18 protein-coding genes are annotated in these 24,900 nt (G+C 71.8%); 6 read left to right on the top strand and 12 right to left on the bottom strand.

What is annotated here, in order from left to right; genetic code table 11:
* The 3 genes from ACXJKB_RS13070 to ACXJKB_RS13080 are packed head-to-tail and all read left to right on the top strand — an operon-like array spanning nucleotide 1 to nucleotide 3,220.
* Nucleotides 1-2,133 (top strand): sensor histidine kinase, encoded by a 2,133-nt coding sequence (locus tag ACXJKB_RS13070; RefSeq protein WP_457188985.1) that lies wholly within the window; start codon nucleotides 1-3, stop codon nucleotides 2,131-2,133.
* On the top strand, nucleotides 2,130-2,789 hold the full coding sequence (locus tag ACXJKB_RS13075) for a response regulator (RefSeq protein WP_457188987.1): 660 nt from the start codon (nucleotides 2,130-2,132) through the stop codon (nucleotides 2,787-2,789). Before ACXJKB_RS13070 ends, ACXJKB_RS13075 begins: the two co-directional genes overlap by 4 nt.
* Before the next feature lie 35 nt (nucleotides 2,790-2,824).
* Nucleotides 2,825-3,220 carry a low affinity iron permease family protein gene (locus ACXJKB_RS13080; protein WP_457188989.1) on the top strand — a complete coding sequence of 132 codons (396 nt, stop codon included), beginning with the start codon at nucleotides 2,825-2,827 and terminating at the stop codon, nucleotides 3,218-3,220.
* Nucleotides 3,221-3,332: 112 nt separating this feature from the next.
* On the opposite strand, the gene ACXJKB_RS13085 is transcribed toward ACXJKB_RS13080, so the two are convergent.
* Nucleotides 3,333-4,379, bottom strand: coding sequence for an LLM class flavin-dependent oxidoreductase (locus ACXJKB_RS13085; RefSeq protein WP_457188991.1), 1,047 nt, complete (start codon nucleotides 4,377-4,379; stop codon nucleotides 3,333-3,335).
* 75 nt (nucleotides 4,380-4,454) lie between these two features.
* Between ACXJKB_RS13085 and ACXJKB_RS13090 the strand changes: the two genes are divergently transcribed.
* Entirely contained in the window at nucleotides 4,455-5,825 is a 1,371-nt protein-coding gene (locus ACXJKB_RS13090) for an MFS transporter (RefSeq protein WP_457188993.1), read from the top strand.
* A gap of 51 nt (nucleotides 5,826-5,876) precedes the next feature.
* Here ACXJKB_RS13090 and ACXJKB_RS13095 read toward each other — a convergent pair whose 3' ends face one another.
* The 7 genes from ACXJKB_RS13095 to ACXJKB_RS13125 all read right to left on the bottom strand — a co-directional run bounded on the left by ACXJKB_RS13095 (nucleotide 5,877) and on the right by ACXJKB_RS13125 (nucleotide 13,461).
* Nucleotides 5,877-6,965, bottom strand: a complete 1,089-nt coding sequence (locus ACXJKB_RS13095) for an alkene reductase (RefSeq protein ID WP_457188995.1) — start codon at nucleotides 6,963-6,965, stop codon at nucleotides 5,877-5,879.
* A gap of 251 nt (nucleotides 6,966-7,216) precedes the next feature.
* Nucleotides 7,217-8,263 (bottom strand): aldo/keto reductase, encoded by a 1,047-nt coding sequence (locus tag ACXJKB_RS13100; RefSeq protein ID WP_457188997.1) that lies wholly within the window; start codon nucleotides 8,261-8,263, stop codon nucleotides 7,217-7,219.
* A complete protein-coding gene (locus ACXJKB_RS13105; RefSeq protein ID WP_457188999.1) occupies nucleotides 8,260-9,606 on the bottom strand; it encodes an LLM class flavin-dependent oxidoreductase in 1,347 nt (448 codons plus the stop codon). Before ACXJKB_RS13105 ends, ACXJKB_RS13100 begins: the two co-directional genes overlap by 4 nt.
* A complete protein-coding gene (locus ACXJKB_RS13110; protein WP_457189001.1) occupies nucleotides 9,603-10,409 on the bottom strand; it encodes an ABC transporter ATP-binding protein in 807 nt (268 codons plus the stop codon). Before ACXJKB_RS13110 ends, ACXJKB_RS13105 begins: the two co-directional genes overlap by 4 nt.
* Nucleotides 10,385-11,233, bottom strand: coding sequence for an ABC transporter permease (locus ACXJKB_RS13115; protein ID WP_457189003.1), 849 nt, complete (start codon nucleotides 11,231-11,233; stop codon nucleotides 10,385-10,387). The genes ACXJKB_RS13110 and ACXJKB_RS13115 overlap by 25 nt, the downstream gene beginning before the upstream one ends.
* Nucleotides 11,230-12,282, bottom strand: a complete 1,053-nt coding sequence (locus ACXJKB_RS13120) for an ABC transporter substrate-binding protein (protein ID WP_457189005.1) — start codon at nucleotides 12,280-12,282, stop codon at nucleotides 11,230-11,232. Before ACXJKB_RS13120 ends, ACXJKB_RS13115 begins: the two co-directional genes overlap by 4 nt.
* A gap of 123 nt (nucleotides 12,283-12,405) precedes the next feature.
* The gene (locus ACXJKB_RS13125) at nucleotides 12,406-13,461 is read right to left on the bottom strand and encodes an LLM class flavin-dependent oxidoreductase (RefSeq protein WP_457189007.1); all 1,056 of its coding nucleotides are present in this window, start codon (nucleotides 13,459-13,461) and stop codon (nucleotides 12,406-12,408) included.
* Nucleotides 13,462-13,655: 194 nt separating this feature from the next.
* On the opposite strand from ACXJKB_RS13125, the gene ACXJKB_RS13130 reads away from it, so the two are divergent.
* On the top strand, nucleotides 13,656-14,045 hold the full coding sequence (locus ACXJKB_RS13130) for a VOC family protein (RefSeq protein WP_457189009.1): 390 nt from the start codon (nucleotides 13,656-13,658) through the stop codon (nucleotides 14,043-14,045).
* Nucleotides 14,046-14,203: 158 nt separating this feature from the next.
* Here ACXJKB_RS13130 and ACXJKB_RS13135 read toward each other — a convergent pair whose 3' ends face one another.
* The 4 genes from ACXJKB_RS13135 to ACXJKB_RS13150 form a co-directional block, all read right to left on the bottom strand.
* Nucleotides 14,204-14,572 (bottom strand): hypothetical protein, encoded by a 369-nt coding sequence (locus ACXJKB_RS13135; protein WP_457189011.1) that lies wholly within the window; start codon nucleotides 14,570-14,572, stop codon nucleotides 14,204-14,206.
* A gap of 375 nt (nucleotides 14,573-14,947) precedes the next feature.
* Nucleotides 14,948-15,616: a 3-oxoacid CoA-transferase subunit B gene (locus ACXJKB_RS13140; protein WP_457189013.1), complete on the bottom strand. Its 669-nt coding sequence runs from the start codon at nucleotides 15,614-15,616 to the stop codon at nucleotides 14,948-14,950.
* A 1-nt stretch (nucleotide 15,617) separates the two neighbouring features.
* Complete coding sequence (locus ACXJKB_RS13145) at nucleotides 15,618-16,457, bottom strand: CoA transferase subunit A (RefSeq protein ID WP_457189015.1); 840 nt, start codon at nucleotides 16,455-16,457, stop codon at nucleotides 15,618-15,620.
* Between the two features lie 179 nt (nucleotides 16,458-16,636).
* Nucleotides 16,637-23,596, bottom strand: coding sequence for an OmpL47-type beta-barrel domain-containing protein (locus ACXJKB_RS13150; RefSeq protein WP_457189017.1), 6,960 nt, complete (start codon nucleotides 23,594-23,596; stop codon nucleotides 16,637-16,639).
* Between the two features lie 231 nt (nucleotides 23,597-23,827).
* Between ACXJKB_RS13150 and ACXJKB_RS13155 the strand changes: the two genes are divergently transcribed.
* Nucleotides 23,828-24,853, top strand: coding sequence for an ArsA-related P-loop ATPase (locus ACXJKB_RS13155; protein ID WP_457189019.1), 1,026 nt, complete (start codon nucleotides 23,828-23,830; stop codon nucleotides 24,851-24,853).
* The last annotated feature ends 47 nt before the right edge of the window (nucleotides 24,854-24,900 follow it).

A 24,900-nucleotide genomic window follows, 5' to 3' on the forward strand; every position in this document is an offset into this window, starting at 1 on the left:
GTGAGCCGTACGCCGCCCGCCGCACCCGCCGCACCCGCGCAGCCGCGCGCCTCGCTGACGGCGTACGTCCCGCTGGTCATCGGGCTCGCCTGCCTGGTCGGATCGGTCTGGCTCGACGTGACGAACACGGATGCCGAGCGGGCGGCGGCCGACATCGGGTTTGCCTTCCCAGTAGCCCTGCCCGGGCTGGTCCTCGCCGCCTCGGCGGCGTGGGTGCTGCGCGAGCGGCCGGGCGACCGCGTCGGGCTCGTGCTCGGTGCCGTCGCCGTCGTGTGGTCGGTCGACGGCACCCTGTCGGGGTGGCTCGCCCACGGTCACGCGCACGACTCGGTGGGCACCGACGCTGCCTTCTGGTTCGTGGCCCGGTTCGGCGCCGTGCTGCTGTCCGGGCTGGTGGCCCTGCTCCTGCTCTACCCCACCGGCCGGCTGCTGGGTGGCCGCTGGCGTCCCGTCTCCGCGGCGGTGCTGGTGGCCTCCTTCGCGCTGCCGCTGATGCTGGTGCTCGCGCCGGACGACGTCGTCTACACCACGCACGTGCCCGGCGTCTCGACCGAGCTCGTCCACCTCCCGGTCACCGACGGAGTGGCAGAGACGCTGCTGCACCTCGGGCAGGTGCTGACCCTCGGGTCCATCGCCGTCGCGGTCGCCCTCCTGTGGGTCCGCCACCGGCACGCCGACCCGCGTGAGCGGACCCAGATCCGCTGGCTGCTGTGGGCCGGGATCATGTGCGTGCTCCTCGTCCTCGCCGGCGCGACCCTGTCCGTCAGCGGTGGCTTCACCACGGTCCTGCTCGACGTCGCGGTCATCACCCTCGCGGCGTCGCTCGCCGTCGGCCTGCTGCGCCCGGGGCTCGGCGACGTCGACGCCCTGGTCGCCTGGACCCTGACCACCGCCGTCGTGGCCGCGATCGTCATCGGCATCGACCTCGCCGTGCTCGCCGCCGGCACCGCGCTGCTCGGCGACCGCCTCGACCAGCGCGACGTCACCCTCGTCGTGCTCGTGCTGGCCGTCGTCGCCTACGGCCCGCTGCGCGGCTGGCTCGGCGGCCTCGTCCACCGCCTGCTGCTCGGCCGCCGCAACGACCGCTACGGCGCGGTGTCCGCGCTGGCGGCCAGGCTCGAGACCATCGGGACCGTCGACGAGCAGCTGCCGGCCCTCGCCTCCGCGGTGGCGGACACCTTCAAGGTCCGGCACGTGCGGGTCGAGGTGCTCACCCCCGAAGGCGGCCTTCTCTCCGCCTCGCACGGCACGCCGCCGGCCGAGGTGCAGGAGATCGACATCGCCTACCAGGACGAGCGCATCGGCCGGCTGGTGCTGCCCGTCCAGGGCTACCGCTCGATGCTGTCGCGGCGCGACCAGGGCCTGCTGGTCGACCTCGTCCGCCAGGCAGCGGTGGCGATCCGCGCCCGCCTGCTCGCCACCGAGCTGCAGGCCAGCCGCGAGCGGCTCGTGCTCGGCCGCGAGGACGACCGCCGCCGGATCCGCCGCGACCTGCACGACGGCCTCGGCCCGGTCCTCGGCGGGGTCGCGCTGCGCCTGCAGGCCGCCGGCAACACCATCGACACCGACCCCGCACGCGCCCGCGAGCTCGTCGCCCTGGCCCGCACCGAGGTGAGCGACGCCCTCGACGACGTACGCCGCCTCGTGCACGACCTGCGCCCACCCGCGCTCGACGACCTCGGCCTGGAGGCCGCGGTCCGGCAGCAGGCCGACCGGGTGCGCTCGGAGGTCGACGTGGACGTCACGGCCGAGGGCGCGACGGGCCTGCCGGCGGCCGTGGAGGTCGCGGCCTACCGGATCGTGTCGGAGGCGCTCGCCAACGTGGTGAAGCACGCCGGCGCGAGCCACGTCGACGTACGCCTCGAGGGCGACGCGGGCGGGCTGACCGTCACCGTCGCGGACGACGGCCGGGGCATCGGTCCCGACGTCACCGCCGGGGTCGGCCTGCTGTCGTTGCGCGAGCGCGCGGAGGAGCTCGGCGGCCGCTGCGAGGTGGTGTGCCCGGAGTCCGGCGGCACCACCGTCCGCGCGGTCCTGCCGTACGGCACCGCCGCGGGCGACGCCGTTCCGCCGACCGACCCCCCGACCACGTCGAGCCTGCGCCGGACCGAACCCGTGAGGAGCCCCCGATGACCGAGCCGACGACGCCGCCGATCCGGCTGCTGATCGCCGACGACCACCCGGTCTTCCGCGACGGCCTGGCCTCGCTGCTCGACCCGCTGCCCGGGATCGACGTGGTCGCCCGCGCGTCCGACGGCGCCGAGGCCGTCGCGCTCGTCGACGAGCACCGCCCCGACGTCGTCATCATGGACGTGCAGATGCCGGTGATGAACGGCATCGACGCCACCCGCGCGGTCGTGACGGCGCACCCCGAGGTCGGGGTGCTCGTGCTGACGATGGGCGAGGACGACGGCACGGTGCTGTCCGCGCTGCGAGCCGGGGCGCGGGGCTACCTCCGCAAGGGGGCGGAGCAGGACGAGATCGTCCGCGCGGTGTCGACGGTCCACGGCGGCGGCGTCGTCTTCGGTGCCTCGCTCGCCGCGCGCATCGCGGAGGTGCTCGCCCCGGCCAGCCGGCCCGAGCGACCCTTCCCGGAGCTCACCGAGCGGGAGACCGAGGTGCTCGACCTCATCGCGGCCGGCCGTTCCAACGGCCAGATCGCGCAGGCGCTGTTCCTCTCGCCCAAGACGATCCGCAACAACATCACCAGCATCCTGGCCAAGCTGCAGGCCACCGACCGGGCCGACGTCATCATCCGCGCCCGGGACGCCGGGCTCGGGCAGGGATGAGGACGGTGAGGCGTCCGCGGCACTAGGTTCCGGTCATGGAGCGCACTGACGCGGCGAAGAGCCGGGAGCAGCAGGACGGCCTGGACCCCTTCGAGCGGTTCGTCGAGCTGTCGACGAAGGTGATCAGCCGGGCGCCGTTCTTCGCGGTCGTGGTGGCGGTGCTGGTCATCTGGGCGGCGAGCTACCCGCTGTGGAAGACCACCACCAAGTGGGAGCTGGCGATCCACACCTTCGGCGCCGTGCTGTCGCTGCTGCTGCTCGTGCTGCTGGAGAACGCCGGCCGCCGCAACACCGAGGCCATGCAGGAGAAGCTCAACGTCATCGCCGAGGCGCTCGCTGCGCTGATGGACTCACGCGCCGCCGACGACCCCCGGCTCCGCGAGGCCGCGGAGGACCTGCGCGAGGCGGTCGGGCTCGAGGAACGCCACTGACCGGGCACTTCGTGGCGCTTGAAACCGCCGACCGGGCACGTGCTCGCGCATGGCAGATCCGGTGCGCGAGGAACTGCCCGGTCGGCGTTGTGGTGCGCGAGGAACTGCCCGCTCAGCCCGCGAGCAGGCGCAGCGTCTCCTCGCGCGCGGGTGACGTGCGTACGTCCGTCCCGGCCGCGGCACCCGCCACGGGGTGCACCATCACCTCGTCGACGCCGTGCTCGGCGGCGAGCTCCTCGATCCGGGTCCGCGCCTGGTCGGGCGAGCCGACGATCCAGCGCTGCGCCATCGCGTCACCGAAGGCGCGCTGGTCGGCGGTCATCTCGGCGGCCTCGGCCTCCTCGACGAGCCGCTGGGGGTGGAGGGGCGCGCCGGTGCGGAGCGCGATCATCTGCTGCACGTTGGGCAGCGCGCGTCGCCGGGCCTCCTCCTCCGTCTCGGCCACGACGGCGTTGACGGTCAGGAAAGTCCGCGGCTCGGGGTACTCCGGCGACGGGCGGTAGGACGAGCGGTACAGGTCGAGCGCGGCGCGGGTCCCCTCTCCCGAGAAGTGGTGCGCGAAGACGTAGGGCAGGCCCTTCTCGGCGGCCAGTCGCGCCGAGTAGTCCGACGACCCGAGCAGCCACATGTCGGCGATCGTGCGTGCCGACGGGGTGGCCCGCAGCGGCTGGCGGCGGGGCCCCACCTGGAGCTCGACGCCCTCGGTCGTCATCAGGGTGCGGATGTCCTCGACGTAGTCGGGGAACTTCGCGACCGCCTCGTCGGCGGACTCCGCGCTCCCGCCGCGCAGGACGTAGCGGGTCAGCGGGTCGGTGCCCGGCGCGCGGCCGATGCCGAGGTCGATGCGACCGGGGTAGGCGGCCTCGAGGAGGGCGAACTGCTCGGCCACCACGAGCGGGGCGTGGTTGGGCAGCATCACGCCGCCCGACCCGACCCGGATCCGCTCGGTCGCCGACGCGAACATGGCGATCAGGACCGGCGGGTTGGTGGCGGCGACGGCCGGCATGTTGTGGTGCTCCGCCACCCAGTAGCGGCGGTAGCCGAGCTCGTCGGCGACCTGCGCCAGGCTGCGCGAGGCGGCGAGGGCGTCACCGGTGGTCTGGTCGCTGCGGACCGGGACGAGGTCGAGCACGGACAGGTCGACGGAGGGAGCAGTCACTGTCGACCCAGCGTCTGCACCGGGTTCGTTATTCCGATTGACCTCAGGTGCACCTGAGGTCCTACCGTCGGGCCGGTGACGACCAGCACGACACCGCCCCAGCCCCGCGAGCGCATCCTCTCGCCGGCGTACGCCGCCACGACCGTTGCGATGTTCGGCCTGATCGCCTTCGTCGCGTTCGAGGCCATGGCCGTGGCCACCGTGATGCCCACGGTCGCGCGCGACCTCGACGGGCTCGACCTCTACGCGCTCGCCTTCGCCGCGCCGCTCGCCAGCGGTGTGGTCGGGATGGTGGCCGCGGGCATGTGGAGCGACCGCACCGGACCGGTGGTGCCGCTGCTGGCGTCGATGGCGCTCTTCTCGGCCGGGCTGCTCGTGTGCGGTCTGGCGCCGTCGATGGAGGTGCTGCTCGTCGGCCGCGTCCTGCAAGGCCTCGGCGGCGGGGCGCTCACGGTGGGGTTGTACGTCGTCGTCGGGCTGGTCTTCCCGGCCGTGCTCCGGCCCGCGGTCTTCGCCTCCTTCGCGGCGGCGTGGGTCCTGCCCGCCCTGTTCGGACCCGGGCTGGCGGCCCTGGTCGCGGACGTGTGGAGCTGGCGCTGGGTCTTCCTCGGCGCGGTGGCGCTCGTGGCCCTCGCCCTCGCCCTGCTGGCCCCGGCGCTGCGCGGCCTCACCGTGCACGCCGAGGGCACGGACACGCCCGTGTCACGGCTGTGGTGGGCGGCCCTCGGAGCGGTGGCGGTGCTCGTGCTGGAGCTCGTCGGGTCGGCCCGCGGCGTCGCGGCGATCGGTGCCCTGGCGGCCCTCGCCGGCGTCTGGATCTCCCTCGGCCGCCTGCTCCCGCCCGGCAGCCGCACCCTGCGCCGGGGACTGCCGTCCGTGGTGGCCACCCGCGGCCTCCTCGCCGCGACGTTCTTCTGCGCCGAGGCCTACATCGTCTACGTCCTGCAGGAGCACTGGGGGCTCTCCCCCGGCCGGGCCGGCATCGCGCTGACCTTCGTCGGCGTGGTGTGGGCGAGCGCGAGCCAGGTCCAGGCGCGGCTCGGCGCGCGTGTGTCCCACACCCGCGCGATGGTGGTCGGCACGAGCCTGGTGCTCACCGGCCTGACGGCGCTCGCCGCGAGCGTGCTGGCCCACGACGCCGGCGCCCACCCGTCAGCCGTCCTGCCCGCGGCGGCGTACGTCCTCGCCGGTGCCGGGATGGGCTTCGCCTACCCCCGCACCGGGGTGGCGATGCTCGAGGCGTCGACCGACCGCGACCGGGGCTTCAACTCCTCCGCCCTCACGGTGGCCGACTCCCTCGGCGCCGCCCTCGCGCTGTCGGTGGCCGGTGCCGCGTTCGCGGCGGCCGAGCGGCAGGACCTCGACCCGTTCCTCACCGTCTTCGCCTTCGCCGCGCTCGCCGCGGTGCTCGGCGTGCTCGCCGCCTCGCGGACCCGACCGGCATGAGTCCGGCCGGCCCAACGGGGACGGGCCGGCCGGACTGTCAGCGGGAGCGGGTCAGGACGCCTGCTCGATGGTGGGGTAGTCGGTGTAGCCCTCGGCACCGCCGCCGTAGAACGTGTCGGGGTTCGGCGCGTTGAGCTCCGACCCGGCACGCCACCGGTCGGCGAGGTCGGGGTTGGCCAGGAAGGGACGCCCGACGACGACCGCGTCGGCGAGGCCGGTCTCGAGCAGCTTCTCGACCGAGTCGAGGGTGGTCACGTCACCGAAGCCGTCGTTGAGGAGCACGACGCCGTCGAAGCGCTCACGCAGGTCGCGCACCAGCGTCTCGAGCGGCTCCAGCGGGCTGGCCAGCAGGCTCAGGTAGGCCAGGCCGAGCGGCGCGGCGGCGTCGACCACGGCCCGGTAGGTGGCGGTGAGGTCGGGGCCGAGCTCCTCGCCGATGCCGTTGAACTGGTGGGCCGGGCTCAGCCGCAGGCCGACCCGCTCGGCGCCGATCGCCTCGGCGACCGCGCTCACGACCTCGATGACGAAGCGGGCACGGTTCTCCGGTGAACCGCCGTAGACGTCGTCGCGCAGGTTCACCGTCGGGTCGAGGAACTGGTGCAGCAGGTAGCCGTTGGCCGCGTGCACCTCGACACCGTCGAGGCCGGCCGCGACGGCGTTGCGGGCCGCGGTCACGAAGTCGGCGACCAGGCCGGCGACCTCGTCGGTCTCCGGCGCGCGGGGCACGTCGTGCGGCTTGGTGCCGTCGGCGGTGACCATCTCGCCGGGGGCCTGCACGGCGCTGGGGGCGATCGTCTCCACGCCGCCCTTGTTGTCCGCGTGGGCAATCCGACCGGCGTGCATCAGCTGGGCGACGACCACGCCGTCGCGGGCGTGCACGGCATCGGCGACCAGGCGCCAGCCGGCGACCTGCTCGTCGGTGTAGAGCCCGGGCACGTCGAGGTATCCCTGGCCGACGTGACTGGGGGCGGTCCCCTCCGTGACGATCAGGCCGGCTCCGGCGCGCTGCGCGTAGTACTCCGCGTTGAGGTCGGTCGGGGCGTTGCCGTCACCCGCGCGATTGCGGGTCAGCGGGGCCATCACGAAGCGCTGCGGGAGCTTCCAGGGGCCGACGGCGAGGGGCTCGAATGCACGGGACATGAAGGTGGTGCCTCCAGAATGGTTGAGGACTGTACGACTCCCTCAGCCACTGCGCGCCGGTCGATGTTCCCCGACGAGAGAAGCCTCACAGCACGTCCTTCGGTCGCCCCCGGGGCCGTCACTTGTCGGCCGAACCTCCCGCTTGTCGGCCGAAGTTTCGGCCGACAAGCGGGAACTTCCCCGGATATCCGGGGATCGCGCCGACAAATCCGGTCCCTGGCTCACCCCACGCGAGCCGGGTCCCGGAGCCGTCACCGACGCCGCAGCGCCGCCTCCACGAGGGCCGGCGGTGCGTAACCCCGGTCAGCCTCGTTGAGCGTCGTGCCGGGCGGCACGATCTCGTCGATCCGGTCGAGCACGTCGGGGGTGAGGACGACCTTCTCCACCCCGAGCTGCGACTCGAGCTGCTCGAGCGTGCGGGGGCCGATGATCGCCGAGGACACCGCCGGGTGGGCGAGCACGAAGCCGAGCGCGAGGTGGATCAGCGACAGGCCCGCCTCGTCGGCGAGCTCCTGCAGCGCGTGCACGGCCTCGAGCTTCACCTTGTTCTCCGGCGACGCCGGGTCGTGCCGGGCCGGCTGGCGCTTCAGCCGGCTCGACGACACGGCCGGGTCCTCGCCGCGGCGGTAGCGGCCCGAGAGCCAGCCACCCGCCAGCGGGCTCCACGGGAGCACGCCGATGCCGTACTTCTCGGCCGTCGGCAGGATGTCGCGCTCCACCTCGCGGGCGAGGATCGAGTACGGCGGCTGCTCGGTGACCGGGCGCTCCCGCTGGCGCTTCTCCGCGACCCACTGCGCCTCGACGACCTGCGAGGGCAGGAACGTCGACGTGCCGAGGTAGCGGATCTTGCCCTGTCGGACGAGGTCGGTCAGCGCGCCGAGCGTCTCGTCGATGTCGACCTCCGGCCGCGGGCGGTGCACCTGGTAGAGGTCGATGTGGTCGACCTGCAGGCGGCGCAGCGAGTGCTCGACCTCGCGGACGATCCAGCGGCGCGAGTTGCCCGCCTGGTTGGGGTCCTCGTCGTGCATGTTGCCGTGGAACTTGGTGGCCAGGAAGACGTCGTCGCGGCTGCCCTTGCGGGCCTGCAGCGCCTTGCCGACGATCTCCTCGGACTCGCCGCGGGCGTAGACGTCGGCGGTGTCGATGACGTTGATGCCGGCGTCGAGGGCGCGGTGGATGATCGCGATCGACTCGTCGTGGTCGGGGTTGCCCCACGCGCCGAACATCATCGCGCCGAGGGTCAGCGGGCTGACCTGGACGCCGGTGCGGCCCAGGGGTCGGTAGTGCTCGAAGCTCATGCGGTCTTCTCCTGGTGATGGGGTGCGTACTGGCTGGCGGGGCGCTCGAGGCCGAGGTGGTCGCGCAGCGTGGTTCCTGTGTACTCCGTGCGGAACAACCCGCGTCGGCGCAGGATCGGCACGACCTCCTCGATGAACACCTCGATCCCTCCGGGCAGCCATGGCGGCATCACGTTGAAGCCGTCGGCGGCGCCGGACTCGGCCCACTCCTGGATCGTGTCGGCGACCTGGTCGGGCGTGCCGGTGACGACCCGGTGGCCGCGCGCACCGGCGAGCCGGTGGCACAGCTGGCGGAGCGTGGGGTTCTCGCGCTCGACGATGTCGAGCACGAGCTGGAAGCGGCTGCCCTCGCTGCGCTCCTCGTCGGTGTCGATCACCTCGCGCGGGAACGGCTCGTCGAGGTCGTACGCCGACAGGTCGACGCCGGTCAGCCGGTTGAGCTGGGCGAGCGAGTACCCCGGCTGGGTCAGGTCGTTGAACTCCTGGTGCAGGTCCTCGGCCTCCTTCGCCGTGGCCCCGATGAACGGGCTGATGCCCGGGAGCACCTTGAGGCCCCGCGGGTCGCGGCCCTGCGCCTGCGCGCGGCGCTTGATGTCGGCGTAGAACTCCTGCGCCGACCCGAGCGTCTGGTGCGCGGTGAAGATCGCCTCGGCCCAGCGGGCGGCGAAGGCACGCCCGTCCTCCGACGACCCGGCCTGCACGTAGACCGGCCGGCCCTGCGGGGACCGCGGCGCGTTGAGCGGGCCGGCCACCCGGAAGTACTTGCCGACGTGCTCGACGCGGTGGATCTTGTCGGGGTCGGCGAAGATCCCGCTCTCCCGGTCGGCGACGACCGCGTCGTCCTCCCAGCTGTCCCACAGCTTCGTGATGACGTCGACGTACTCCTCGGCCCGCTCGTAGCGGTCGCGGTGCAGCGGGTGCGCGTCGAGACCGAAGTTGAGCGCCGCGTCGGCTGCGCCGGTGGTGACGATGTTCCAGCCGGCCCGGCCCTTGCTGAGGTGGTCGAGCGCCGCGAACTGCCGGGCGAGGTTGTACGGCTCGGTGTAGGTCGTGGACGCCGTGCCGATGACGCCGATCCGCTCGGTCGCCGCGACGATCGCCGTCATCACGGTGATCGGCTCGAGGCGGAAGCGGGCGGCGTACTGGATGTTCTCGGCCAGCGACGGACCGTCGGCGAAGAAGACGGCGTCGAACTTCGCGGCCTCGGCCCGCTGGGCCAGCTCCTGGTAGTAGGAGATGTCGAGGATCCGGTCGGTCTCGCTGTCCGGGTGCCGCCAGGCCGCCTCGTGGTGGCCGTCGGGGTAGATGAACAGGTTGAGGTGCAGCTGCCTGTCCGAGGTCACGAGGCCGCCCTCTCCGACGCCGGGTCGCGGTGGCGGTCGAGGTGGCGTGCCGGAGCGGCGTCGTGGTCGTCCTCGACGCCGAGCTCCGTGAGCAGCCGCGCCCGCAGCCGGGCGAACGCCGGGTCGGCCTGCGAGCGCCGGCCGTCGAGCTCGACGCGCGCGTCGTGGCGTACGACGCCTCCGTCGAGCACGATGACGCGGTCGGCCAGCACGATCGCCTCGTCGACGTCGTGGGTGACCAGCAGCACGGCCGGCTGGTGCACCTCGCACAGCTTGCGCAGCAGCGTGTGCATGCGGATCCGGGTGAGCGCATCGAGGGCGCCGAACGGCTCGTCGGCCAGCAGCAGCTGCGGGTCGCGGACCAGCGAGCGGGCCAGCGACGCGCGCTGCTGCTCACCACCCGAGAGCTCGTGGGGCCAGGCCTTCTCGCGGCCGGCGAGGCCGACCTCGGCGAGCGCCTGGCGACCGCGGTCCGACGCGTCGCCGGCGCGCAGGCCGAGCGTCACGTTGTCGAGGACGCGCTTCCACGGCAGCAGCCGGGAGTCCTGGAAGACGACCGACACCTTCTCGGGGACCTCGATGACACCGGTGCCGGCGACGCCGCGGTCCAGGCCCGCGAGGGACCGGAGCAGGGTGCTCTTGCCCGAGCCGCTGCGCCCGAGCAGGGCCACGAACTCACCGGGCGCGATGTCGAGGTCGAGGCCGTTGAGCACGCCACCTGCCTCGTTGAAGCTGCGGTGGAGGGACTTCACCCGCACCGCGGGTGCTACCTGGGTGCTCAGCTCGCCAGCGTACGACGCCATGACAGTGCCTTCCTCTCGATCAGTCGGACGACCGCGTCGGCGGTGACGCCGAGCAGCGCGTAGACGACCAGGCCGACGACGATGATGTCGGTCTGCCCGTAGTTGGACGCCAGCGTGATCATGTGGCCGATCCCGCTCGTGGCGTTGATGACCTCGACCACGACCAGCGCGAGCAACGACGAGGTCACCGCGAAGCGGAGGCCCAGCAGGAAGCCGGGCATCGCACCGGGGAGGACGACGTGGCGCACGAACTCGCTGCGGGACACGCCGAGCGTCTCGGCGAGCTCGGCGTACCTGCCCTCGATGGTGCGCAGGCCGTTGTGGGTGTGGATGTAGATCGGCACGAAGACGGCCAGCGCGATGGTGATCACCTTCATCGGCTCGCCGATGCCGAGCCACAGGATCAGCAGCGGGATGAGCGCGAGCGTCGGGATGGAGCGCTTCACCTGGATGGGCCCGTCGATGAGGGACTCACCGACGCGGGACAGGCCGGAGATCAGCGCGAGGATCGTGCCGGCGACGACGCCGAGGCCCAGGCCCAGGGCCGCGCGGATGCCCGACGTCACCAGGCTCTCCTGGAGGCGGCCGGTCTCGATCAGCATGCCCGCGGTCTGGAGCACCGTCCACGGCTCGGTGAGCGTGCGCGGGTCGAGCACCCCTGTGGCGGAGCCCACCACCCAGGCGGCGAGCAGCACGCCGATCCCGATGAGGCCGCCGAAGCGGATCGGCTCCCCGGGGCCGAGCCGACGCCGGGTGGGGCGTACGTCCTCCGCCTCCGCCAGCGCCCGGGTGGGCGTGGACGGGCTGCCGGTGAGGGTCGTCATGACCCGTCCACCGCCGCCGCGATCGCCTTCTCGTAGCGGCGGTCGTAGAGGGTCTCCACGTCCAGCGGCTCCTGGTCCTGGGCCTCGACCAGCGTGTCCACGGTCTGCTGGTGGCGGGCGATGAACTCGTCCCAGTCGGTCGGCACGGTGAACTGGCCCAGCGCGTCGACGACGTACTGCGCGTCCTCGGGCGAGAGGCCCTCGTGATCGACGTAGTAGGCCTCGGCGAACTCGTCCGGGTTGTCGGAGATCCACTGCTGGGCCTTGGCCCACGCGGCGACGTACTCCTTGATCGCGGCCGCCTTGTCGGCGTCCTCGAGCACGGTGGTCGGCGTGTAGAGGGTCCACGCGTCGTCGCGCACTCCGGGGGCGATGGTCGTGGCCCCGTCCTGCTCGTACTTGGCGAGGTAGGTCTTGACCAGGGTCTGGCCGAGCGGCGCGACGTCGACCTGCTTGCTGGCGAGGGCCACGGAGAAGGCGTCGTCGACGCTCTGCATCTCGACGAACTCGACGTCGTCCTGGGTCAGGCCCGCCTCGCGGAGCACGTTGAGCACCAGGGCGCCCTGCGCCTGGCCGGGGCTGTAGGCGATCTTCTTGCCCTTGAGGTCCTCGATGCTCTTCACGTCGACGCCGGGCGCGACGCCGAGCTCGTAGGTCGGGTGCTCCATCGGGTCGACCGTCTCGCGGGCGGCGACGATGCGGACGTCGGTGCCGGTCCAGTGCGCGAAGAGCGGCGGGATGTCGGCGACCGACCCGATGTCGATCGCGTCGGCGCGGAAGGCCTCCAGCGTCTTGGGGCCGCCGGTGATGTTGGCCCACTCGACGTCGATGTCCAGGTCGTCGATCAGCCCGGACGTCTCGAGGGCCACCTGTGTGGCCGGGTCGCCCACGCGGAGCGTGGTGCCGTCGGACGGCGAGTCGGGCAGGGCGGCCGAGAGCTCCAGCTTGGGGCCGGCCTGCTCACCGCCGCAGGCGGACAGGGCCAGGAGGCCGGCGGTGGCCAGCAGGGCCGCTCGGGTCAGGGTGCGGGTGCGCCCTCGTCGTGGCATCAGTGGTACTCCTTCTCGGAACAGCGGACTTCAAAAGTAATGTAACTGAATAGACTTTGCCGACTTTGTGGTGACAGGAGTTCCCGTTCACCCGCGCCGACGGGTGTCGGCGCGTGCGCGGGGTCAGCGCAGGAGCGGCAGGAGCGAGTCTCCGACGCGCACGATCTCCTGCTCGTACGGCGTGTCGCTAAGCACGAAGTGGCTGACGCCGAGGTCGGCGTAGCGGCGCAGGGCCTTGGCCACGTCGTCCGGCGAGCCGACCAGCCAGGTCGTGCCGGCGCCGCCGCCACCCACGCGGCCGGGGGCCGTGTAGAGGCAGTCGTCGAGCACGTCGCCCTTCTCGGCGAGGTCGAGCAGCCGCCGCTGCCCGACGGCCACCCGGCGGCCGGGGTCGACGGCCCACTCGTGCTGGCCCTCGGCCATCGCGGCGACCTTCGCCTCGGCGTCGGCCCAGGCCTCCTCGGTCGTCTCGCGGACGAGGGTCGTGATCCGGAGGCCGAACTCGAGCGGCGGCAGGTCGCGGTCGAGCTCGGCGCTCAGCGTCCGGAGGTGGTCGATGCGCGCCGCCACGCCGTCGAGCGGCTCGCCCCAGAAGAGCTGCACGTCCGCCTCGGCGGCCGCGGTGCGCTGGGCCGCCTCGGAGGCTCCGCCGAAGTAGAGCTGCGGGTGTGGCCGCCCCTCGCGCGCCACCGGCTTGTGCTCGAGGGTCGCACCCTCGGCCCGGTAGTGCTCGCCCTCGAAGGTGATGTCGTCCTCGGTCCAGTAGCGCCGCACGAGCCGCATGAACTCGCGTGTCCGGGCATAGCGCTGCGCCTGGTCGCCCTCGTCGTCGCCGTACTGCGGCTGGTGGTCGGGGCCGCTCACGACGTTGACCTTGACCCGCCCGCCGCTCAGCTGGTCGAGCGTGGCGGCGGACGAGGCGAAGTGCGCCGGCGTCCAGTAGCCCGGTCGGATCGCGATCAGCGGGTTGAACGTCGTCGTGGCGGCCGCGAGGGCGGTGGCGACCGTGAAGGTGTCCGGCCGCTTCCAGCCGGTGCCGATCAGCGCCCCTCCCCACCCGTGCTCCTCGGTCAGGCGAGCGAGCGCGGTCAGGCGCGGCAGGCTGTTGTGCCCCGCGACCGTGTCGTCGAGCCGGTGCCCCGCCGTCACCTGGTTGGGGATGTACCAGAGGAACTCCATCGTCCGCCTTTCTACGCAATCTCTACTGGGTTACTAGAGATAGCACACCCGGCGGTGCGCCCGGCCCTCCCACGCCCACATGGCGATACCTGAGGAGATGGTGGACGGAGGGGGCCGCTCACAGCCGCGGCGTCCTCAGGTGTCCGCGCGAAAAGCGGTCAGCGGCTGGCCTGAAGGAGTCCTAGCCTCGGGTCATGGACATGAAGCTGGAGCTGGTGATGGTGCCCGTGACCGACGTCGACCGGGCCAAGGAGTTCTACGAGAAGGTCGGCTTCGTCGTCGACCACGACCAGGTGGTGAGCGACGACGTGCGGTTCGTCCAGCTGACGCCGCCCGGGTCGGCGTGCTCGATCGCGATCGGAAAGGGGCTGACGCAGATGGAGCCCGGGTCGCTGGACAACATGCAGATCGTGATCGCCGACGCCGACGCGACCCACGCCGACCTCGTCGCGCGCGGCGTCGAGGTCAGCGAGGTCGACGAGCTGGCCTGGGGTCGCTTCGTCTTCTTCGCCGACCCCGACGGCAACGGCTGGGCGCTCCAGGAGCTCCCCGACTGGTCGAAGGGCGCCGACGGCGAGGACTGAGCCCCGCAGCCGGGAGCCCCGGGGCGTCGCTGCTGGCCACTCCGGTCGAGCAGCTGGGGAACGAGACGCAGGTCGATCGACCCGATGAGCCTGCAGGTCGTTCCCCAAGCACCTGCTGGGCTCCTGCTCGAGCGGCAGTCCCCGCTCGGCCCAGATACCTACCCGGGCTGGGAGCCGTCGCTCCTGTCGGGCTGCGCCTGAGCGGGAGCGGAGTCGAGTCGGTCCAGCATGTCGTTCAGGTGTCGACGGAGGTGCTGCGTGTGGTCTGCCGCCACCTGCTGGAGACGAGCGACCTCTCTCTCCCCGCGCGTGCGCTGCTTCTCCGACTCCGCCTGCACTCCGTCGGCAGTCGCTCGCGCCTCGTCCACCATCCGCGCGGCCTCGCGTCGCGCGGCCTCGACCAGGCTCGTGGCCTCGCCCTGCGCCGAACGCACCAGCGCATCCGCCTCGTCCTGGGCTGCGGCGACGAGCCCCGCCGCCTCGGCCCGGGCGTCGGAGCGCCACTGATCGGTGTCGCGGGCAGTCATCTCCAGCAGTCGTGCGGCCGAGGGCGAACGCTGCCCCGGCACCACGACCTGCCCTGAGGAGTCGTCTCGATGATCGTCCGCTGCTCTGCGGGCGCCTGCGGTGTCTTCCTGGCTCAGCACGTGCGTTCTCCCTCCATCCCCCCGCGGCCGGTGTCTCCGGCAGCGTACGAGGTCGAGGCGTCGATGCGCCCCCGGGGGGACCGGGGCGTGCTCCGGGTAGCCGGGTTGACGGGACGGTGACCCAGCGTCCTACGGGGGTTTTCCGCCGGGCCACCGCCGAGGAGGACTCAACCAAGCGCCCCTGAAGGACCCTTGAAGAATTCGCCCCGCGCAGCCTGAGAAGTCCGGTCGTTGCGGAACTGTGACCCGGCGGGCTCAGACCAGCGGCGGCTGGGTCTTCTCCCGCACCTCGTCCTCGGTGACACCCGGGGCGAGCTCGACGAGCTTGAGCGCCCGGTCGCCGAGGGTGCCCGAGGGGGCGACCTCACCGGTCGTCGGGTCGATCACGTCGATGACCGCGAGGTCGGTGATGATCCGCTGCACGACGCGCTTGCCGGTGTAGGGCAGGTCGCACTCGTCGAGGATCTTCAGCGACCCGTCCTTGGCCGTGTGCTCCATCAGCACGATCACCCGCTTGGCGCCGTGGACCAGGTCCATCGCGCCACCCATGCCCTTGACCATCTTGCCGGGGATCATCCAGTTGGCGATGTCACCGACCGCGGACACCTGCATGGCGCCGAGGATCGCGGCGTCGATCTTGCCGCCGCGGATCATCCCGAACGACTGCGCGGAGTCGAAGAACGACGCCCCCTTGCGCAGCGTCACCGTCTCCTTGCCCGCGTTGATCAGGTCGGGGTCCTCGTCGCCCTCGAAGGGGTACGCCCCCACGCCGAGGATGCCGTTCTCGCTCTGCAGCACCAGCTCGACGTCGTCGCCGACGTAGTTGGGCACCAGCGTCGGCAGCCCGATCCCGAGGTTCACGTAGGACCCGTCCTGCAGCTCCGAGGCGGCCCGGGCCGCCATCTCCTCACGCGTCCAGCTCATGTCAGCCTCCCAGTCCGTGCGTCGCCGCGTCGTCCACCAGCGCGTCCCCCGATGCATCAGCGGACGCGTCGGGCCGCGGTCGGGTGGTGACCCTCTCGATCTTCTTGTCCGCCGCCTGGTCCGGCGTCAGCTGCACGACCCGCTGCACGTAGACACCGGGGGTGTGGATGTCGTTCGGGTCGAGCTCGCCGGGCTCGACGAGCTCCTCGACCTCCGCGATCGTCACCCGGCCGCACATCGCGGCGAGCGGGTTGAAGTTGCGCGCTGACTGTCGGTAGATCAGGTTGCCGTGACGGTCGCCCTTCCAGGCCCGCACCAGGCCGAAGTCGGCGACGATCGCCTCCTCCAGGACGTACTCCCTGTCACCTTCCGCGGTGGAGAACACCTTGGTCTCCTTCGGCGGCGACGAGACGATGACGTTGCCCGCGTCGTCGTACTTCCACGGCAGCCCGCCCTCGGCCACCTGCGTGCCGACACCGGTCGCGGTGAAGAAGCCCGGGATGCCCGAGCCGCCGGCGCGCATCCGCTCGGCGAGCGTGCCCTGCGGGGTCAGCTCGACCTCGAGCTCGCCGGAGAGGTACTGGCGGGCGAACTCCTTGTTCTCGCCGACGTAGGAGGAGATCATCCGCCGGATCCGCTTGGCGAAGAGCAGCCGGCCCAGGCCCCACTCGTCCACGCCGCAGTTGTTGGAGACCGCCTCGAGGTCGGCCGTGCCTGCCTCGAGGATCGCGTCGATGAGCACCGAGGGGATGCCGGAGAGGCCGAACCCGCCGACCGCGAGGGTCGCGCCGTCCGGGATGTCGGCGACCGCCTCGGCCGCGGAAGAGACCACTTTGTCCATGCCCGAGACCCTAGCGGGGGTGTGACCGCCGCCACCGTGTGGGCGGGCACCACAGTGCAGCTCGGCGGGTGTGTCGCAGAGCGGGTGTCGACACAGGCATCGACGGAAATGGAAGAGCCGGGCCCGGGGAAGAGGCACCCTCCCCGGGCCCGGCCAGTCTCAGTGCCGGACCTGCGACGTCATCGCTTGGCCAGGCGCTCCTTCACCTGGGCGAGCAGGGCCGCGCGGAGCTCCCCGTCGACCTTGGTGCGGACCAGCTTGCGCAGCGCCTTCAGCTCCTTCTTCGCTGCCTTCCGGTTGCCCGACCTCTCGGCCTTGCGGGCGTCCTTGTCGGCCTGCAGCAGCTTGTTGGCGAGCTTGGGACCGATCTCGCCGTCGGACGCCACGGTCTTCACGACCTTCTTCAGCGACTTTCCGGTCGCCCGGACGGTGAAGACCACCGTGCGCGAGCTGGTGTTGCCGGCACCGTCCGTGGCCGTGACCGTGAGGACGTGGCGGCCCGTGGGCAGCGTCCACATCTGCCACGCGCCGGCCTCGACGGTCTCACCGTCGAGCACCGCCCGCACGCTCCGGACCCCGGACGTCGCGTCCGTCGCCGTCCACGCCACGTCCGTCGCCTTGTGGCTCGGGTAGGTGCGTGCCCGGATCCCGGAGATGGCGACCTCCGGCTCGCCGGTGTCGACCGCGATGTCCTTCGACTGCGCCGTCTCGACGTTGCCGGCCCGGTCGACCGACCGCACCTCGAGGACCTGGCGGCCCTGCGCGGTGACCGTGAACGGAGCGGTGTACGCCGTCCACGCGCCGTTGCCGATGCGGTACTCGGTGCGTGCCACGCCGGAGCCCGCGTCGGTCGCGGCGAGCGTGACCTTCGGAGCCGTGGTGAACCAGCCGGCGCCGCCGTCGGGCGAGCCCGGGTCGGTCCGCACGGTGGTCACCGGAGCGGTCGTGTCGGCGGGCGGTCCGTCGGCGTCGACGGTGAACGTGAGGGACTGCTCCTCCTCCACGTTGCCGGCGACGTCGGTGGAGCGGAAGCGGACCGTGTGGTCACCGGCGCCGGTCACCACGACCGGTGCGGTGTAGGCCTTCCAGGCACCCTGGTCGACCTTGATCTCGGACCCCGCGACACCCGAGGTGGCGTCGGTGGCGTCGAGCACCACCCGCACCCCGTTCGGCGCCTTCTCCTGCGTGGCCCCGGTCGCCGGGGTCACCGTGTCGGCCTTCACCTGCGAGGACTGGACGTCCTCGACGTTGCCGGCCTCGTCGGTCGAGCGGTACTCGATGGTGTGCTCACCGTCGGGCACCTCCACCGCGCCGTCGTACGTCGTCCAGGCACCGCCGTTGATGCGGTACTCCGTCGACGCGACACCCGAGCCGTCGTCCTCCGCGGCGAGCGCGAAGCTCGGAGCGGTGACGTACCAGCCCTGCTCACCGTCAGCCGTGGCGGGCTGCCAGGTGAGGGTGGTGCTCGGCGCGTCCTCGTCGGCGGCCTCGACGACCACCTCGAGGCTCTTGACTGCCTCCTCGTTGCCGGCGACGTCGGTCGAGCGGAACTCGACCGTGTGGGTGCCGGGCTCGCTGATCACGAACGGAGCCGTGTAGTCGGTCCACTCGCCCTCGTCGATCCGGTACTCGGTCGACGCGACGCCCGAGCCGCCGGTCTCGTCGGTCGCCGTGAGGGTGACCTGCACGCCGTCCTCGACCACGGCCTGGGTGGCGGTGGTGACCGGGGCGGTCGTGTCGGCCGGCGGCTCCTCCTCGGTGTCGAGGTGGAAGTAGTCGAACTCGACCGTGACCGGCTCCTCCTGCTCGGGACCGATCGCCATCACTCCGAGGGAGTTGAGCGGCCCGTCGTAGGTGATGCCGTCGCCGATGGGCGTCCACGAGGCACCCGCGGTCGACTTCACCGCGGCGGTGTAGGTCGTGCCGACCTTGGTCACCTGCACCCACCAGTAGCCGCTCTCGGTGGTGTCGGGGATGTTGATCGCGTCACCACCCGCGACGCCGTTGCCGCCCTTCTCCGCGGCGAGCTCGGCCCTGAGGTCGAGCGCGCTGCCGGGTGCGTTGTAGGCCACGATGTCGGCCTTGGCGTAGTTGTCGTCGTTGCCGTACATCAGCAGGCCGGCCAGCTGGTAGCGGTGCTTGAGCGGGGCCTTGAGCTTCGTCTCGGCCACCCAGTCACCCTCGGGCGCGTCCTGCAGGATGAAGTTGCGCGGCTGGACCGGGTTGTTGCCGTTGATGTCGCCCGGCTCCGTCCCGATCTTGAGGTGGCCGTCGGCCACCGACGCCGTGGTGGAGCTGTAGCGCACCGACTCCGCCCAGCGGCAGCCGTCCAGCGCGGTGCCGTCGAACTCGTCGTCGGCCTCGAAGGCCGGCGCCGTGCGGTCCGGCGTCACGCGGAACCAGTCGACCTCCGCCACCCGAGGCGTGGTGCCGAGGTCGCCGGCCGCCATCAGACCGATGCGGGCAGCCGACCCGGTCTTGAGGTCGAGCGTGCCGGCCAGCGGGGTCCAGGTGGACCCGTCGGCCGAGTAGGCACCGGTCAGCTTGCCGCCGACGTTGGTGAGCCGGAGCTGGATGGTGCTCGGGAAGTTCGAAGCCACGACCGGGGCGGCAGGCGTGGTGCGCGTGCCGTTGGTCTCGGACTGGAACTCCACGAGGCGCGTGCCGTTCTGGTGCCGGACGAACGCGATCTTGTTGTACTCGTTGTCCGACTGGTGCACGACCAGGCCCGCCCACTGCCAGTGCGAGCTGTGCTCGAGGGTGAGCTTGGTGGTGGCGGTCCAGTCGCCGGCGGGCACGGGCTGGCCGGCGAAGCTGACCGGACCCTCGCTCGCCTCGTTGATGTCACCGTTCGTGACGGGCAGGCGGAGCGAGCCACCGGCCTGGGTGATGGGGGCACCCGGAGCGTTGCGCATCGCCCACTTGGGGAGCATCGCCGGCGAGTCGAACTCGTCCGAGACCGGGCCGGTGGCACAGGTCAGCGGCTGGCCCGGGGTCTCCGGCTCCGGCTCCGGCTCCTGCGGGTCGCTGTCGACAGCGAACTGCGAGAAGTCGGCGGTCCGGACCGCGGACTCGTGGGCCATGATGAAGAAGCCGACGTCCTGCGTGTCGCCGATGTTGGCCAGGGTCGCGGCCGTCCCGATCTGCGTCCACGTGGTGCCGTTGTTGGACCAGTACGCCGACACCTGGTCGCCGCGGCGGCTGAGCTTCAGCCACTTCGGGACCGTGCTGGTGCCTCCGGCGACGGAGGCGTTGAGCTGGCCGTTGCCATCGGGGTCGGTGAGGAACTCCATCCCGCTGGCACGACGCCACGCGAGCATGGCGTAACCGGGCGAGGTGCCGGGCTGCGTCATGTCGTTGCGGATGATGAGGCCCGCCTTGCCCGAGTTGTTGGCGAGGGTGCTGGCGTCGACGCGTACGACGGCGTCGTACTCGTCGTCACCGGCGCCCGGCTGGTAGAGAGTCGAGTACTGGTCGGTGCCCTGCCAGGCGTTGGCGCCCGCACCGGAGATGCGGAACTGCCCGGCGCCGAGCCGCTCGAACTCACCGTTGACGTTGCTGAACGGGACCAGGTCGCCGAAGAGCTCGCCCACCTGCACCTGCACGAGCCGCGAGGTCGTGGTGTTGCCCTCGTCGTCGGTCGCCTTGGCGGTGATCTCGTAGAGGCCCTCGTCGTCCGGCGTCGTCCAGTCGGCGGTGTAGGGCGCGGTGGCGTCCTCACCGATCTTGGTGTCGCCCGCGAAGAACTCGACCTTGGCGATCGAGCCGTCGGCGTCGGAGGCGTCGGCCGCGACCGTCACCTGCGCGCCGGGGTCGAGCTTGTCGCCGTCGGCCGGGGCGGTGATGGCGACCAGCGGGGACGCGGTGGGCGAGATGCCCTGGCCCATGGCCTCCATGAAGTTGAGCTTGATGTCGTTCGACCCGGTGAAGACCAGGAAGAGGTCCATCGTCTCGCTGCCGACCTCGCTGACGTCGACCGCGATGTCGCGGTACTGCAGGCCGGTCGCGGGGACCTCGGCCGTGCCGACGACGTCACCGGTCGGGCTGCCCTTGCGCAGCTCGATGGTGCCGCCCGCGGCGTTGGCCTGGACCCGCAGGTTGTAGGTCTCGATCTGGTGGAAGCTGACCGGCTCGAACTGCAGCCAGGCGCCGTCCTTGCCGACTACGACCTGACCGCCGCCGGCCGCGTCACGGCCCGGCGCCAGGGTGGCGGTGCCCGACTTGGCGTCGAACCACTCGGCCTGGCGCAGCTTCGGGAAGATCACCGCGGTGTCGGAGCCCAGGAGCGGGTTCTCGCCGTCGGCGCCACCGGTGTCGCTGTAGCGCGCGTCGATGGCGTAGAAGATGTTCTCGTCGGCCGCGTGGCCGCCGACGCTCGTGACCGTGCTGCCCGTGAAGCCGCGCGAGGCGACCAGCGGGTGGGCGTGGTCGTCGTGGCCCAGCGCCGGCTGCACCTCGACGGCCTGCGGGTCGACCGTCTCCTCCTCGGGGTCGGTGACCTTCACGTCCCAGCTGACCTCGTCACCGAAGTCGAAGAACGCGCCGTTGGGCGGGGTCTCGAGCTCGACCACCGGTCGCGTGTTGCCGACCGTGATCGGGACCGTCGTCGTACCGGACTTGTCGGCCGGGTCGGTGACGGTCAGGCGGGCGTTGAAGACGCCGTTCTCGGTGTAGGTGTGGGTGGCGGTCACGCCGGTGGCGTCGGTGGTGCCGTCGCCGTCGAAGTCCCACGCGTAGGTGAGGTCCTCCTCCTCGGGGTCGGTCGACGCGCTGGCGTCGAAGGACACCTTGAGGGGCGCCTGGCCCGAGTCGGGCTCGGCGCTGATGCGGGCGATCGGCGAGCGGGAGCCGCTGATGTAGTCGATGCGGTAGAGGCCCGAGGTCGGGTTGTCACGGCCGTAGCCGCCGCCCCAGTCGAGGACGTACATCGATCCGTCGGGACCGAACTTCGAGTCGATCGGGGCCAGGAACGGCACGTCGGGGAGGAACGGGTTGACCTTCTCCACCTGCGACGCGCCCGCAGCCGCGGCCGGGTCCTTGAGCTGGATGTTGAACATCTTGTTGCGCGCCCAGTCGTAGAAGAACGGCTTGCCGTCGTACGACTTCGGGAACTTCGTGTCCGACTCCAGCTCCTCGTCGAAGCGGTAGACGGGACCGCCCATGGGGGCCAGGCCGCCACCCTGCGGGATGGCACCGACCGACGAGCGGCGGTAGCCGTAGTACATGTCGGCGGCGCGGGCCGGCGGCAGGTCGGTGAGACCGGTGTTGCGCACCGAGTCGTTGACGGGGTTGGCGCAGTCGAAGTAGTCACCGACGACCGGCGGGTTCAGCGGCGTGGTGCTGCCGTAGTCGACGTCGCGGAAGGGCTCACCGTTGGGGTTCTGGCCCTGGTGGTTGCCGCCCATGCACATCGGCCAGCCGTAGTTGCCAGCGCTCTTGATGAGGTTCCACTCGGCGATGCCGGCGGGACCGCGCGTGGCGGGGGCGTCGGTGCCGTTGTCGGGCGAGTAGTCGGCCATGCTCAGCCAGCCGGTCTCGTTGTCGATGGAGAACCGGAACGGGTTGCGGAAGCCCATCGCGTAGATCTCGGGCAGGGTCTTGTCGCGCCCCGCGTCCTCGGCCTCGGGGAACAGGTTGCCGTCCGGGACGGTGTAGCTGGACCCGATGCCGGGCTGACCCGGCTCGTCGACCGGCGTGATCCGCAGGATCTTGCCGCGCAGGTCGTTGGTGTTGGCCGAGGTCTCGCGGGCGTCGTGGAAGGTTCCGGCGCGTTCGGAGAGCGGGGCGTAGCCGCCCGACGGCTCGGAGTGGGGGTTGACGTCGTCGCCGACACCGATGAACAGGTTGCCCTTGTCGTCGATGTCGAGGCCGCCACCGGTGTGGCCGGGCTCGTCAGGCAGGCGGCGGGCGGGGATCTTGATGATCACCTTCTCCGACGCGGGGTCGACCGACCCGTTCTCGAACGTGAAGCGGGAGACGATGGACCAGAAGTTGTCGGGGTTCGCGTTGTCCGGGGACTCCGCCGAGCGGTAGAGGAAGACGTGCCCGTTGGTCGTGAAGTCGGGGTCGAGGGCGACGCCGAGCAGGCCGTCCTCACCACCGGAGTAGACGGGGAGCGACAGCACCGTGGTCACGGCCTGGGACTCCGGGTCGTACATCCGCAGCTGGCCGCGGACGAGCTCGGTGTAGAAGACCTTGCCGTCGTCGGCGACGTCGATCGCGAAGGGGGCGGAGGTGTTCTGGTCGAGCGGGATGCGCTCGAAGTTGCTCCACACGGTGCCGCCGCAGTCGCCCTCCTCGAGGCCGGCGACGTACTTCACGCCGCCCACGAGCTCGGCCATGAAGTCGGGCTCGTCGTAATGCGAGGGGAAGTGGCCGAGCGCGGTGCCCCAGAAGCGGCCACCCTCGTAGGGCTTGCACCAGGTGATCGGGTGGTCGTAGCCCATGTTGCCGCCCGAGTAGGTCGACTCGTCCATGGACTGGAGCACGTGGGCGGTGCCGCGCACGTTGTTGCTGAAGTTGTACCACTCGTCGTTGCGGGTCCAGCGGGTCACGTCCTCGGTGCCCGTGAAGTGCTTGGTGGACGGGTGGGTGGTGTCCTCGTTGCGCACGACGCCGGACGGGCCGGGGTCGGTGCCGGTGGGCGCGTGGCCGGGCATCAGCGAGCCGACCATGTTGTCCCACCAGGGGTAGTTGCCGCGCATGTCGAGCGCGTTGTGCACCGCTGCGATGCCGTTGCCTGCCGCCTGCCAGCGCTCCAGCGCCGCCTTCTCCGAGGCGTTCCATGGGTCGCCGTTGGCCTGGAAGACGAGGATCGCGTCGAACGGCGCGAGGCCCTCGTCGGTGAACACGGCCTCCGAACCACCGGCCGTCTCCTTGTGGACGACCGACACCGTCATGCCCGCCGCCTCCAGCGCCGTCTTCACCTTCGGCGTCGCCTGGGCGATGGCCGCGTCGTGCCAGTCGCCCGCGGCGTCCTCGGTGAAGATCAGCACGTGACCGTGCCCCTCGTGGGCCTGAGCGGGCAGGGCGGTGGCGACGCCGAGAAGGACGCTGCCGACGAGCGCGACCACGGCAGTCAGCGCGGTGCCGACGGTGGATCGCCGGGCGATCCGTCGTCGCGGGGTGGTGGGTGACATCCCAAGGCCTCCAGGGGCTGGTGAGTACGGCGGGTGAGTACGGCGGTGCAGGCGTGCGCGAGCAAAGAGGAGCGGACGCGCTTGTGACGTGGGTCACGAGGGGTCCTGTGCGGACGTTCGCAGACTTTTGTTTGCCGGTCAAGCAAAAGCCGGTCGCCATGGACACAAAGACGCGCGTTCACGCTTAGAAGCGACAGGAACGGACCGACGCCGGATCGCTATCCTCGGCTCGTGACTGCGAGCGCCGAACGCCTCGACGACTGGCCGAAGGTGCGCCTGCACGTCGTCACCGGCAAGGGCGGCACCGGGAAGTCGACGGTCGCGGCGGCGTTGGCCCTCGCGCTGGCCACGTCCGGTCGCAACGTGCTCCTCTGCGAGGTCGAGGGCCGCCAGGGCATCGCCCGGATGTTCGACGTCGACCCGCTGCCCTACGAGGAACGCCGCATCGCCAAGGGCGCGCCCGACCGGGACGGACGCGCCGGCCAGGTCCACGCGCTCCACATCGACCCCGAGTCGGCGCTGTTGGAGTACCTCTCGATGTACTACAAGCTCGGGCGGGCCGGGAAGGCGCTCGACCGCTTCGGCGTCATCGACTTCGCCACCACCATCGCGCCCGGCGTGCGCGACGTGCTCCTCACCGGCAAGGTCTACGAGGCGGTGCAGCGGCCCCGCGGCGGTCGGCACAAGGACCAGATCACGTACGACGCCGTGGTGCTCGACGCGCCGCCCACCGGCCGCATCTGCCAGTTCCTCGGCGTCAACTCCGAGCTGGCCGGCCTGGCGAAGGTGGGACCGATCAAGACCCAGGCCGACAAGGTGATGGAGCTGCTGCGCTCGCCGCGCACGGCCGTGCACCTCGTCACGATCCTGGAGGAGATGCCCGTCCAGGAGACCTCGGACGGCATCAGCGAGCTCCGCGCGGCGGGCCTGCCCGTCGGTGGTGTCGTGGTCAACCTGGTGCGACCGCAGGACCTCAGCCCGAGCGCGCTGGCGCAGGTGCGCGAGGACACCGTCGACCCGACCGCTGTGACCTCCGAGCTGACCCGCGCCCGGGTCGACGTCGACGCCGGCCTGGTGGGGTCGCTCGTCGCCGAGGCGCGCGACCACGCCGTACGACGTCACCTCGAGGACGAGCAGCGCGAGCTCGTCGCTGCCGAGCGCATGCCCACCTACGAGCTGCCGCGCCTCGCGAGCGGGATCGACCAAGGGGCGCTCGTCGAGCTGGCCCAGCTGCTGCGCCACCAGGGAATGGCATGAAGACCACCCCACGACGTCCTCCTCCCCCGCTCCGCTCCCCCGGACAA

Source organism: Nocardioides sp. P5_E3 (assembly GCF_054049275.1).